7 protein-coding genes are annotated in these 13,888 nt (G+C 58.9%); 5 read left to right on the forward strand and 2 right to left on the reverse strand.

Annotated features, from left to right (window positions below):
* The first annotated feature begins 56 nt into the window (after positions 1–56).
* From P9L99_15205 to P9L99_15215, 3 genes are read left to right on the forward strand one after another with little or no spacing between them, the layout of a single operon-like run.
* Entirely contained in the window at positions 57–8,078 is an 8,022-nt protein-coding gene (locus P9L99_15205) for a tetratricopeptide repeat protein (GenBank protein MDP8224706.1), read from the forward strand.
* Positions 8,078–9,010 carry an AAA family ATPase gene (locus P9L99_15210; protein ID MDP8224707.1) on the forward strand — a complete coding sequence of 311 codons (933 nt, stop codon included), beginning with the start codon at positions 8,078–8,080 and terminating at the stop codon, positions 9,008–9,010. Before P9L99_15205 ends, P9L99_15210 begins: the two co-directional genes overlap by 1 nt.
* Positions 9,011–9,016: 6 nt before the next feature.
* Positions 9,017–9,907: an alpha/beta hydrolase gene (locus P9L99_15215; protein MDP8224708.1), complete on the forward strand. Its 891-nt coding sequence runs from the start codon at positions 9,017–9,019 to the stop codon at positions 9,905–9,907.
* Positions 9,908–10,503: 596 nt separating this feature from the next.
* Here P9L99_15215 and P9L99_15220 read toward each other — a convergent pair.
* A complete protein-coding gene (locus P9L99_15220) occupies positions 10,504–10,905 on the reverse strand; it encodes an SxtJ family membrane protein (protein MDP8224709.1) in 402 nt (133 codons plus the stop codon).
* Positions 10,906–10,908: 3 nt separating this feature from the next.
* Entirely contained in the window at positions 10,909–12,729 is a 1,821-nt protein-coding gene (locus P9L99_15225; GenBank protein ID MDP8224710.1) for a carbamoyltransferase, read from the reverse strand.
* 197 nt (positions 12,730–12,926) lie between these two features.
* Between P9L99_15225 and P9L99_15230 the strand changes: the two genes are divergently transcribed.
* Positions 12,927–13,499, forward strand: a complete 573-nt coding sequence (locus P9L99_15230; protein MDP8224711.1) for a hypothetical protein — start codon at positions 12,927–12,929, stop codon at positions 13,497–13,499.
* A 64-nt stretch (positions 13,500–13,563) separates the two neighbouring features.
* Positions 13,564–13,884 carry a hypothetical protein gene (locus P9L99_15235; GenBank protein ID MDP8224712.1) on the forward strand — a complete coding sequence of 107 codons (321 nt, stop codon included), beginning with the start codon at positions 13,564–13,566 and terminating at the stop codon, positions 13,882–13,884.
* Positions 13,885–13,888 lie beyond the last annotated feature (4 nt).

The raw sequence follows: 13,888 nt of genomic DNA on the forward strand, positions 1-13,888 counted from the left end.
GTTTCTGCTGTTGTAGGGCCCTTTTCACCGATTCGTAATGACACGGGAGTATTGCCTTGGCCAAGGACAAAAAAGGTAAAAAGGACGGCTTGCTTAGTAAGCTTAAGGGATCCAAGCAAAAGAAATACGATCCCGAACTCGCCGAGCTGCAACGTGAGGTGCAGGATGACCCCGCGAATATGCGCGCCCGCCGTAAGTTGGCGGACTACTACCTCAAGCGGGGCGATAAGCTCAAGGCGCTGGATCAATACCTGACCGTCGCGGAAACCTACGCCGAAAAAGGCTTTTATCCCAAATCCGTAGCCGTGTACAAGCAGGCGCTGCAGTTGCAGCCGGATATGATCGAAATCTACCTCAAGCTCGCCGGCCTCTACCGCAAACTCGGCCTGATTCCCGAAGTGGTCGAGCAGTACCATAAGGCCGCTGCGATTTACGAAAACCAGGGCAAAAATCGTGAAGCGTTAGACATGCGCCGCATGATGCTCGACCTGGATCCGTCCAATATCATGGGTCGCCTGAAGCTTGGACAGAAGTACCTCGAAGGAGGGTTCAAAACCGAAGCGTCCGCCTCGTTTCTGCGCGTCGCCGAGTTGTTTGAACAACAAGGGAAAACCGCAGAAAAACAGAAGCTGCTCGAGGGCGTCCTCGATCGCGGTCTCGAGGTTTTCGAAATCCTCTATAAGCTGGTTGAACTTTACCGGGAGCAAGGCCACCCGGAATTGGCGCTGGCGCGATTGGCCAAACTCAGCGGCGAACTCGCCGGCAGTAGCAGCACGTTGGAGTTGACGGCCGAAATCGCCGCGGAACTCGGCAAGCCCGCCGTCGCCATCAAGGCGCTGGAACGCGCGAGCGAGCTTTACCGCAAAATCGACCGCATGGACAAAGTGCGCGAGGTGTGTGAGCGCATCTTGGAACTCGACGTCGACAACGAATACGCCGTTACCCGGCTTTCGGAGATTCCGTCTCCACCTGTGTCGGAAGATATCGAACTCGAGCCTCTGCCGGAAATGGAGGAAGAAGAAGAGTTCGAAACGATCACGCCGCCGGCTGCCAAGGTCGAAAAGGCTGTCGAAGAGATCACCATCGAGGATGACGAACTGCCGTTGGAAGAGGTGAGCCCAGAAGAAGAGCCCGTCATCGAGGAAGTCCAGATCGAGGATGATCTGGTGATCGAGGAAGTGGCGCTCGACGAAGAACAACCCGTAGTGGAAGTCGAACCGGTCGAGGTGGAAGAGCCCGAGCCTGCCGAAATCGAGGAGATTGCACTCGAGGAAGAGCCGGTCGTCGAAGAAGTTGCGGTGGAAGAAGAGGTCGCGATCGAAGAAGTTGCGATGGAAGAGGCCGAACTCGAGGAAGAGCCCGTCGTCGTAGAAGTCGCGATGGAAGAGGAGCCCGTCGTCGAAGAAGTTGCGGCCGAAGAAGAGGTCGCCGCCGAGGCCGAGGAACCGGTCGAAGAAGAGGCCGAAGAGGAAGGCCCGGACCAGATCGATCTGGGCGAGATGAGCGAAGAGGAAGCAGCCGAGCGCCTCGACGAGGCGATCGATATTTACTTGAAGTACAACCTGCGCGACAAGGCCGTTGAGTACCTCAACCTGGCGCTGGAGCGGAATCCATCATCCCTGCTGGTGCTTGAAAAACTCATGACCGTGCACCGCGACTCCGGCGAGGACGCGAAAGCCGAACAGATTCTCGGCGAACTCATCGAAATCGCGCAGAAACAGCAGCGGGTCGAGAAACTCGAGCAATACCTCACGCAGATGCTCGAAGCTTCTCCCGACGATCTGGACACCGCGCTGCGCTTGGCCGAACACTACGAGGAAACCGAGCCGGAACGCGCCATCGTTCATTTCTTCGACCTCGCCAACCGTCATCGCGACCTCGAAAACGCCGACGAAGCCGAACTCATGCTGGATCGTATCTTGGCGATCGATCCCGAACACGAAGGCGCGCACCGCGAACTGCTCGATATTTTCGAACAAAGCGGCCAGATCGACAAAGCCGTCGAGAAGCTGTTCGCGTTGGCCGAAGCCGCTCGTGATTCCGGCGACACCGAAAGCGCCGAGAATTTCCTCATGCGGGTGTTGGACCATCACTCCAACGAAGATCGCGCACAAGAGGAATTGTTGGCGCTCTACGACCACGCCGGGGCCACCGACAAGTACGCCGATTTGCTGCGCCGTGTGGCCGATCAAAACGCTCAGGCGGGGCATTACGACCGCGCACTCGAGCAGTACGGGCAATGGCTCGATTTGGATGAGGACAACCTCGAAGCGCGGGAACGCATCAAAGACCTGTATCTCGAAAAGGGCGACACCGACGAAGCCATCGGCATTCTCATCGATATCGCCGAGCGCGCGGCGGACGAGCATCCCACAAAAGCCGCCGAAGCCTTGCGCGAGATTCTCTCTTTGGATTCCGATCACGTGGCGGCCCGCGAGTCCCTGCGCGACGCGCTGCTGGCGGCCGGGGATGTCGCCGGAGCCGTCAACGAAATGATGACTCTGGCCAAAGCCGCTCTGGAGAACAGTGAGGCCGAGGAAGCGTTGGGGCATTTGGACGGCGTGCTCGGCGTCGATCCGCGCAACGACCAAGCGCTACGCCGCAAGATTTCCATCCTGCGCGATCTGGGTCGCGAGGACGAAGCGACCGAACTGCTCTTTGAGATCGCGGCCTTTGCCGAGCGTTCCGGCGACATCGACAAGGCCGAGGCGACGCTTCGCGAGGTGCTGGCGACCGACGAACACGCCATACGCGCCCGCATCTCGTTGAAGGATCTGTTCCTCAACGCGGGCCTGGAAGACAAAGCCGTAGCCGAGTTGATCGACTTGGCGCAAACCGCCGAGCAGACCGGAGACAACGATACCGCGCTGGTGTACTGGGGCGAAATCTCCGGCCTCGACCCCGACAATCTCGACGCGCGCAAGGGGATCGCCCGGTTGCATTTGGCCGGCGGCGACACCGACAGCGCCGTGTCCGAATTGCTTTCTGTGGCCGGCCTTCAAGAGACCGGGGGCGACCTCGACGGCGCGATCGAAACCTTGCGGCAGGCGTTGGAATACGACGAACAGAACGAAGTCGCCGCTTCCCGCTTGATCGAATTGCTGCTGCAGACCGGCCAAACGGAGCCGGCCGTCGAATTGCTCATGACCGAAGCGGCGCACGCGCGTAGTGCGGGGCGGTTGCCGAAAGCTCGTGATTCATACGAACGGGTCATCGAGCATGACGGCCGGAACGTCGAGGCGCGCCGGCAACTCAAAGAGGTGTATCTCGGAACCGGGCGGCAGGATCGGGCGATCGAACAGTTGTTCGCCATGGCCGATCTTTTCAAGGCGCTCGATGAACCGGACAATGTCGAAGCCGCGCTGCGTGAAGTCATCGAACTCGACGGAGAAAATACGGAAGCCGCCACCGCGCTCAAGGACCACTACTTCGCCAGCGGTCAGCAAGCCGCAGGCTTGGATATGCTCCACGATTTCGTCCAGAAGGCTCGGGCACAACGGGAGATCGAAGAGGCGAAGACATTCGCCGAGGAAATGTTGGCCGTCCAGAGCGACGACCGCCGCGCCCTGATTGCGCTGGCCGAAATCGCCGTAGAGGAAAACGACACGTTCGCCGCCGTCGGTCGCTTCCGCACCCTGGCGGGTTTGGCGCTTGCCGAGAACGCCAACGAAGAAGCCGAGCGTCATTTCGCGCGTATCATTGAGTTGGACGACGCCGACGCCGAGGCCCGCGCCGAACTAAAAACGCTGCTGCTGGCGCGTGGTGATCGGCTCGGCGCCACCGAGCAATTGTTCGCGCTTGCCGACCTGGCCGGCGAAGGCGGAGATTCCGACGAAGCGCTTCGCTATTACCGCGAAGTCCTCGAACTCGATTCCCGAAACGAAACGGCGTTAGAGAATTTGGTCGACATCATGGTTGCCGCCGGCGATGGCGATCAGGCGATCGAAGAGATGTTCCTGCTGGCCGAAATCGCGCGGGAGAAAACCGATTTCACGCGCGCCGAACGTTTCCTGCGGCAAGTGCTGGATGTCGACGGCGACAATACCCAAGCGCTGGAAATTCTCAGCGATGTGCATATCGCGGGCGGCGAGACGGGCCAGGCGGTCGAGGAACTCTTCCGCTTGGTAGAGGCGGCCGAGAACGCCGAGGATTATGAACACGCTTTGGGATTGGTCGATCGCGTGCTTGATCTGGATGAGGAAAACATCAACGCGTTGGGCAAAAAGGCCGACTTACTCGATCTTTTGGAGCGCCACGACGAGGCCGTCGCTTCTCTGCTGCAACTCGCCGGTGCCCAACGGGCGCGCGAACTTGACGACCACGCCGAGCGCGCGCTGCGTAAGGCGCAAAAACTCGCGCCGGAAGACCAAGGTGTTCACGACGCCCTGATCGATTTGTTGAGCGGTGCCGAAGATACGCAGCCGGTGATCGACGAACTGCTTCGCTTCAACGGCGCGGCGATTGAAGACGGCGACCACGACAAAGCCACCACGGTGGCCCGGCGTATTCTGGACCTCAATCCGCGCTTCGAACGCGCACACCGCATGCTCATTGACGCGCTCAAGGCGCAGGACGAACTCGAAGCCGCCACCGAAGCGCTCTTCGCGCTCAGCGATCTGCAGGCCGAAGCCGGCGAGCAGGCGGCGGCGGAGGAGACGATCGAAGAAGTCTTGTCGCTGGAGGCAACCAACCAAGCCGCCATCGACAAACTTACGATGTTGATGCTCGACACCGGCCGCCACAGCGAGGCCGTCAAGCTGCTGTTGGCCTTTGGCGATCGGTTGCAGAGGGTTGAGCAATTCGCCGAAGCGCGCACCGCGTTCGAGCGCGTGCTCGACATCGAAGACGGCGACGCCGAGGCGCTGGGTAAACTCAAGGAATCTTATCTGGTCACGTCCGATATGGCCGAAGCGGTGGAGATTCTCTTCCGCACGGTCAGCGCCGCGGATTCGCGTCACGAAGAGGACTTGGCGTTCGACTCGTTGCGCGAAATCCTTGAACTGGACGAGCGCAACATCGAGGCGTTCGAAGACCTGAAGGCGCGTTTGTTCAAGGCCGACCGGGTCGACGATGCCGTCGATCTCATGCTGATGGCCGACGAAAAAATGCCGCCGGTTTGGGACGAGGATCGCCGCATCGACAACCTGGAAGAAATTCTTGAGACCGACGAACAGAATAACGAAGCGTTGGAACGGCTCGCCGATATTTTCAAGAGAACCGATCAAGCCGATCGCGCGATGGACATTCTTTTCCGGTTGGCCGAACTCGCCGAACAAGACGGCGACAGCGAAGGGGCCGCGGGGCGACTGGGCGACATCATCGCCATCGACGGACGCAATCTGCGGGCTCACTTGCGCGTGGCGAATCTCTACGAACAGGCGGGTGATGAGGACGCGCTCGCTGCGCGCCTGTTGACGATCGCCCACCTGCAGCAGGACGCGGGTGACTTGGACGAAGCCGCCGCGACTCTTCGCCGCGTGCAGGCAATCGAGAAGTTCGAGGAAAAAGCGCTGCGGGAACTGGATGATCTCTTCGGCGCGGCGGGCGACGAACAGCAGCGGCTGGAAGTCCGTTTCGAACTTGCCGCCGTGTACGGCCGCCGGGACGATGTCACCGAGGCCGAGGCGATCTACCTCGGGATTCTCAAGCAGGATACCGACAACCTGCTCGCGCGTGATTCGGTTATCAATCTGTACGCGGAGCACGAGCGCGGTGCCGATGCCGCGGCGCAGGCGATCGTTCTGGCCGACCGGGCGCGTAAAGCCGAGGACTTTGACGAAGCCATTTCGCGTTACGAGCAGGTGCTGTTCTTCGACGTGGATAACACTAAAGCAAGGCGTCATTTGAAATCCTTGCTGGTTAAGACCGAGCAGTTCGGGGCTGCGTGCATGCAGCTTCGCGTCTTGGCCGACGCGGCACGCGATGGCGACGATTTGATCGCCGTGGAAGACGCTTTGACCGAGCTTTTGCAACTCCAACCGGACGATTTGGACGTACGCCGCGAGTTGGTGGATCTCTACGAGGAGACCGGCCAGCCCAACAAGGCGGTCATTCAATTGCTCGACCTCGCCGAGCAGCTTAGCGCGGCGGACGAGTCGGACGAGGCGGTCACGCAGCTTGAACGCGCCGTCGTCATGCAGCCGGGCAACGAGCCGGTCAACCAGCGGTTGGCCGAAGCCTACGGCGCGGCCGGCGAGAACGAGAAGGCGGTCGAGAAATTCTTCCAATTGTATGAAATCGATATGGCGGCGCGGCGTCGGCGCGGCGCGGAAAGACACCTGCGCGAAATTCTCGAAATCGACCCCGACAACGCCGAGGCGAAAGAAAAGGTTTTCGACCTATTCAAGGCCGGCGTAACGCCGGAAGAAAAAATCGCCGATTTGTTCGAGCGGGCCGAAGAGTCGCTGGCCGGCGGCGATATCAAGGCCGCCGAGCAGGCGCTCAAGCAGGCGCTCGTGATTGACCCGAGTCACAGCGAAGCGCGGGAACTGTTGACCCAAATCGCCACCACGCCCACGCCGGAAATCGGCATCGAAGAACCGATCTCCGACGAGGTGTTCGACGTACAGGCCGTGAGTGACGAAACCGGAACCAGCGACGAGGAAATCGAAATCGATTGGGGCGAACCCGAAGCGGCCGAAGAAGTGGCCGAAGAGATCGCCGTGCCGCACGCAGAACCGGACGAGGAAGTCGCTGCAGAGGGCGTGGAAGATGTCGACGTGTTCGGCGACATGGCCGAAGGCGCACCCGAAGCCACGGCGGCGGAACCGGTTGCGGATGATGACCTTTCGCCGGAAGAGGTTGCTTTGGAAGACGCAATCGACCGCGTCGATTCGGCGTTGAGCGACAGCTTCGGCCAAGAGGGCGAGGAAGTGGAAGCCCCGGAAGAAGCCAAGGCTTCGGAAAACGTCGGCGAGAAATGGGTGGAGCGGCTCTTGCCGGAGACGGAAGAGGAAGCGACCCCCGAAATCTCCGAGGGAGAGTTTGCCGCCGCTGAGGAAGACATCGCCGAGATGGCCGCTCCTGCGGAAGCAGAGGTCGTCCAAGAGGAGTCGACCGACGAACTCACGCGGGCGATTGACGAATTCCTGGACGGCGCCACGCAGGAAGAAGAGCCGCCGACCAGCCTCGTGACGGAAGCGGAGCCCGAGACGGAATCGGCTGAAGATGTCGAAATGGTCGAAGGCCTGACGCAGGGCATTGACGATGTGTTCGACCGGGAAGAGCCCGCGGCGGAAGCAGTCGTAGACGGCGACGAGATCTCCTCCGATGACTTCCTCGACGAAAAAGCCGAAGAAGAGCCCACCGAGGAAGGGCGCGTCGTCGAAGACTTCAAGCCGTTTACGGAGTCGACGCCGGAAGAAACGCTGGAGGGCGAAGTGGCTCCACCGGCGAGCGATGATGACTTCATGTCCGATCTCCTGCACGAACTGGAGGAGGGGCAACCGGCGGAAGAAAAGCCTGCCGCTGAAGAAGCCGCGAGTGAGCCGCGCGACCTTTTCGACGAAGTGTTCGGTGAGGCCAAGACCGCCGCCGGTGCCGAAGGAAGCGGCGATGCTTTCGACGAATTGCTCGGTGATTTGGGCGAGGCGGGGAAGGCCTCCGAGGAAGACGACATCTTCAAGTCTTTTGTCGAAGGTCTGCCGGAAGAGTTGCGCTCGTCCAATTCGGCGCAGACTCATTACGACCTGGGCATTGCGTTCCGCGAAATGGACTCGAACACCGAAGCCATTGCCGAACTCGAGAAGGCGCTGATCAAGGACGACGGTTCGCTGGCGTTCGCCGTCAATTACGAGTTGGGCCAGTGTTACGCCATCCTCGAAAAATTCGATATGGCCGTTGATTACTTCGAAACCGCGATATCGGCGGGCACCGACGACGAACAAGTCATGCTCGACCTCACTTTCGAATTGGCGGTCGCGCTCAAGAATATGGGCGAGTTCGGCGAGGCGAAAAAGTTCTTCGAGCAAGTCGACAAACAGTCGAAAAATTATCGCGGCGCCAAGGCTGAGATCGCCGAGTGCAAAGCCGGTGGCAAGAAACGCGGCGGGGACGACGATAACATCGGATACCTTTGATGAACTACCTTGAGTTCTACGCGCTGGAGCGCGAGCCCTTTTCCAACGTGCCTGACCAACGCTTTTTTTGGAACGGTCGTTCGCACCAGGTCGCCCTGACCAAACTGCAATTCGCGCTCTCCCAACGCCGCGGCCTAGCCCTGGTCACCGGCGAAATCGGCGCGGGGAAAACCACGCTGGCCCGTCAACTCTTTGAGTCGCTGGACGACGACAAATTCTTCCGCGCCTTGCTCGTGGTGATTCACGCCGAGGTGACGGCCGATTGGCTATTGCACCGGTTCGCTCAATTGCTGGGCGTCCCCGAACCCAAACACGGCAAGCTGGAATTGCTCGGGCAGATATACCAACGCCTACGCGAAATCGACCGCGAAGATAAGACCGTCAGCCTGCTTATCGATGAAGCCCAGATGCTCGGCACCCGCGAACTGATGGAAGAATTCCGCGGCCTGCTCAACATCGAAATGCAGGGGCGAAAGCTGATCAACTTCGTGTTCTTCGGTCTGCCGGAAGTCGAACAGAACCTCACGCTCGACGAGCCCCTCCGCCAACGCGTCGCGCTGCGCATCGGCCTGCAACGCTACGACGAACACGACACCACCGAATACATCGCGCACCGCTTGAGAATCGCGGGCGGCGACCCGGAATTGATCAACGTCGACGCGGCCCGTTGCGTGCACTCTTTCAGCCTCGGTTCGCCACGCGTAACCAACGCGATTTGCGACAACCTGCTGCTGGAGGGTTTCCTCGATGAAACCCGGACGTTGACCGTGGAGATGGCGAAAAAAGTCGCCGGCGAACTGAATCTTCAACCGCCGCAACGGGACCCGCTCGCCGAAATCCTGGGGCGGCGACCGGGCAATCAACCGGCGCCGAACGCCGAAGAATGGCGCGAGGTTGACCTCGATAAACTGCTGAGTTTCCTCGACGAGTAATACGGCATGGTCGAAATTTACGCGAAGACAGAGAAGCGGATCATCAAAGGCAATGACGGCACGCCGCTGGCCGTTTGGATCATGGGGGACGGGCCGGTGGATTGGGTCATCGCGCCCGGTCTCGGCACGCCGCACATTTCCTGGAAGTTCATTGTCGAGCGTTTCCAACACCAATTTCGCGTAATCACCTGGGACGCCCGGGGTACGTACTCGTCGGGCACGCCGCGCGACATGGATCGCCTGCGGGTCGAAGACCACGCTGCGGACTTGTTCGCGGTTGTCGATGAACTCGGTATTGACGAGTTTATCGCCGGGGGGTGGTCGATGGGCGTGCAGATATCGCTCGAGGCCTTTCACCGGCAGCCCGAGCGCTTTTCCGCGCTCATTCTGCTAAACGGAGCTCCGGGTCAACTGCTTTCAACGGCGTACGGCGTTCCCGGTTTTGAGAAATTCGCCATTGCCGTTCTTAATGTCAGCAGCCGTTTCGGCTCGCTGTTCGGCCCGGCGTTTACTTGGTTGCTGACCCAGCCGTGGACGCTTTCGACCATGAAGGCGCTGCAGATATTTACCGACAACGAAGAGTATTTCAGAAAGATGGTCGGTACCTTCCGGGACCTCGACTTCGGCACCTACTTTAAGATGATGGTGCTCACGAACGAACACACGGCCGTACCATATCTACCGGAGGTCGACGTGCCGACGCTGATTACCGCCGGCACCAAAGACAAGATGACGCCGCTGAAGACGGCACATTTGATCGTTGATACGATACCCAACGCGGAACTGTTCATTGTTCCCAACGGTACCCACTACACGATTGTCGAATATCCGGAGATCATCAATCTGCGCTTGGAACGCTTTTTCCGCGATCACGTGCCCGAAGCGAACGTGGACTAGTCTCTTTTCCCGACTTAAAAAAATAAGGACCGTGGGGGAGCACGGTCCTTCACTCCTTAGCTACTCGGTCGCAGGCCAAAATCGAATAGCTAAGTGTTTTCTCGAAAAACGAAGCCAGGGACGCCGCCAAAAATATTAGAGGTTCCTTTTAGTCGGGTCGGCTTATATGTGAGGATCTCTTTCTGTTTATTGTTACAGAGCTTTGCCGACGCCCCCAACTTCCATTTCTTGTTTATCAAAGAACACCTGCATTAAAAGCAAGGACAGTGCCAACGTCGAACCATCGTTGCAGGGGCAGCGTAACTAGTTGAAATATAAAGAATGTTACATGCACTCAGCGCACCACTGCGGACCCGGTCGACGCCACGACGCCGAATATTTGCGAAATCGGTTGAAAACAGTGCGGAAAATCCAGCGGTCGCGCTGAAGATTAAGCGCGATGGACGGCCTCGGTGTAAGGCCATCCCCTACAGTGGGCCGTTTTTCGCGTCTGGAGCGACGCGGAATCTCGCGGGGAAATCCAGAAGCCGAATTGGAAACCGGTTGTCGTTAGACATGCGAAGCGGAGTCGAACGAGCGGCGTATCCTTACCCGTGTTACCCCATTCGTTCGGTGCGGTTCCGATCGTAGGGAACATCCGGGCGCTCGTGCCAGTAGCTTTCCTTTTGCGGTTCGATTTTGCGGTCGAAGAAGTCGATACGCAGCGCACGTAATACCAAGCCGACGGGTACGAACATGACAAGCCAAACCGAGGTCAACAGGATGCGTGTCACCACCCAGTTCAGCTTCATCGCCAACCACATCCAGCCGCGAAACACCGGCCGCATGAGCGGCTTCAGAAATAGGCCGACCACCAAAACGACAACCGCCGCGGCGGCCAGGTAGGGCCAGAATTCCCGCTCCCGATACCAGCCGAGCGCCGCAAAGCCGCCCAATAGCACCGCCAGGGCTAGGCTGAAGCTCCGGATGTCTTTGTTTTCGTCTTTTTTTCGTGCCATGGCTTAATCCGGACGGAAGTGTTTGCGCCAGTCGAAGTCTTCTTCCCACTTCGGCTGTTCGGGTTTCAGGAGTAAAAGCGAGCCCATCATCAGCGCGTCCATTTCGGTGCGCATGAAACAGCGGTAGGCGTCTTCCGGCGTGCGCACGATCGGCTCGCCCCGCACGTTGAAACTCGTGTTGATCACCAACGGCACGCCCGAGCGCTTCTCAAATTCCTTGATCAACCGGTGGTAGGGCGCATTGACCTCCGCCCGCACCGATTGGATCCGTGCCGATCCATCCACGTGCGTGATCGCGGGCACTTCGCTGCGTACCACGCGAAGTTTGGCCAGCCCCTGCGTCGCCCGGTCCGCCTCGCTGACCGTTCGCCGCTTTTCGTCGGCCACTTGCGTGACCAGCAGCATGTAAGGGCTAGGCCGGTCGATATCGAACCAATCGCTGATATTCTCTTCGCATATCGTGGGCGCGAAGGGCCGGAAACTTTCTCGGTATTTGATTTTCAAATTCATCGTGCGCTGCATCTCCGAGTCTCGCGGATCGCCCAAGATGCTGCGCGCGCCCAACGCCCGCGGTCCGAATTCCATGCGTCCTTGGAACCAACCGAGTACTTTCCCGCTGTCGATCAACTCGGCGCCCTTAACCGGCACGTCGGCTTCACTGAGCTTGTGGAAGGGAATCTCGTGCCGTTTCAAGAATTCCTCAATGTAATCGTCGGAATAGGCCGGTCCCAGATAGCTGCCGCTTTGGGTGTCCTGACCGTCGGCCCGAACCTGACGCGGGCGATTCAGGTATTGGTGCCAGGAGAAAAGCGCCGCGCCTAACGCGCCGCCCGCATCGCCCGACGCGGGTTGAATCCACAAGTTTTCGAAGGGGCCCTCGCGCAGCACGCGGCCGTTGCCCACGCAATTGAGCGACACGCCGCCGGCGAGGCAGAGGTTTTTCTCGCCCGTCATCTTGTGGACGTGAAACGCCGTTTTCAGCATCACCTCTTCGGTCACCGCCTGCACCGAGCGCGCCAGGTCCATGTGAACCTGTTCGAGCTCGCTTTCCGGCAGGCGTCGGGGAATGCCGAAAAGCTTGGCGAACGCGCGGCCGGTCATGCGCAGGCCGTGCAGATACGTGAAGTACTTCATGTTCAGCTTGAAGCTGCCGTCGTCCTTGATGTGGATCAGGTGCTTTTTGATCAGGTCCACGAAGCGCGGTTCGCCGTAGGGCGCCAGGCCCATGACCTTGTATTCGCCGGAGTTGACGCGGAATCCGAGGAAATACGTAAACGCCGAATACAGCAGGCCCACGCTGTGCGGGAAGCGGATGTCGGCGTGAATCTTGACCTGGTTGCCCTTCGCCGTGCCCCAACTCATTGTCGTCCACTCGCCGACGCCGTCAAAGGTAATGAACGCCGCCGATTCGAAGGGACTTGGGAAAAACGCGCTGGCCGCGTGGCTTTGGTGGTGTTCCGGAAACACCTGCGGGCCGTGGTAACTCAGTTCCCGCGCGATGACCTTGGGAATCAACAGCTTCTGTTTCGTCCACAGGGGCATGGCCATCAGGAAGCTGGGCAGCCCCAGCGGCGCGACGTTGAGGTAGGTGCGCAGCAAGCGCTCGAATTTTAGGAAGGGTTTGTCGTAGAACGCGACCAGATCGACGTCGCCGATCTGGATTCCCGCCTCCTCCAGAAGATATTGCACGGCATGATCGGGCAGAGTGTGGTCGTGCTTGATACGCGTGAAGCGCTCTTCTTGCGCCGCCGCGATAATTTCTCCGTCTTTTACCAAACACGCCGCGCTGTCGTGGTAAAAAGCACTGATTCCCAGGATATACATTCCTGGCAGACCCCCTGCCGTTTGCCGGCGCATCGCCCCCCGGGGGCGCACGCAGGTTTGGACGGGACTTGTATCACAACGCGGCAACTCCGGTCAATCGACGCGGCTTGTACGTTGACAACCTTCCCCAACAAATCCTATGGTGATTATCATCAACGCAACCGATTACCATTTTAGCTTGTGACGGGAGAAAGCCGATGCGCGTCAAATCTATGTTTTTATTCGTGATTGTTATGGTATTCAGTCTTGCCCTGATGGCGAATTCATGCGATGTGGACACCAAGACGGTCAAATTGGGACACGTCGATAAAAGTCTGAAGAAATACAAGGATACGAAGTGGGACGGGCTCCAAGAGCAAAAAATCGAGTTCGCCGTCGGCACCGGTAACAAGCAAGTGGATGATTGGTCCAAACAGGCTGCCGTATTTTACGCGTCGCTCGTGCAAGCCGAGCATGTAGTGGATGTGGCCGGCAAAAAGGCCGAAAAACTCAAGAAGAAGAAAAACAGCAAAGCCAAGAAAGAAGCACAGAGAGCGGTCAACGAAGCCGAAAAGATTCTGAAAAAAGCGGCCGACAACGCTCCAAAGCTGATCAAGAACGGTGAAAAACTGGTTGCCGATTACAAGACGCTCATCAACAATCCGACTAAGTTGCCGGCGATCGGTAAAGCATTGATGGGCTCGCTCGAAAACCTGAAACAGGTGATTGACCGGGCGCCGAAGACCTTGAAGAAACTCGGGAAACTATCAAAGAAACTCGCTAAAATCTAAGTGGAAACAAGACCGCCGCTCGTCAAAGAGCGTGCCGGGTAGCGTATGGTGGGTGGAGGACGCGATGCAGTGGTTATTGGATAACTGGCAATTGTGCGTTTTCTATTGTCAGGAAGGGGCGTATTTCAGCGCCCTGCTGTCTCCCATTGGTATTGCCTTGTCGCTCCTGGTCGTGGTCCTGGGAGCCGTTCTCGGGAATATGCGAAAAACCCTGTGGATGACCGTGTTCGCCGTGTGGTTTCTCGTGCCGCTTCACCATTTCACCGTCGAGGGCCAGACGCCCGGCGTCGGCAACGTGGGCGGCTACGGCGCGATGGGCGGGTTTGGTCTCGGCGTGCTGGTTGTTATCGCCGTTGGTTTCTACGTGTACCTCGTACGCGATTGAGGCG

Source organism: Candidatus Lernaella stagnicola (assembly GCA_030765525.1).
GTDB classification, from domain to species: domain Bacteria; phylum Lernaellota; class Lernaellaia; order Lernaellales; family Lernaellaceae; genus Lernaella; species Lernaella stagnicola.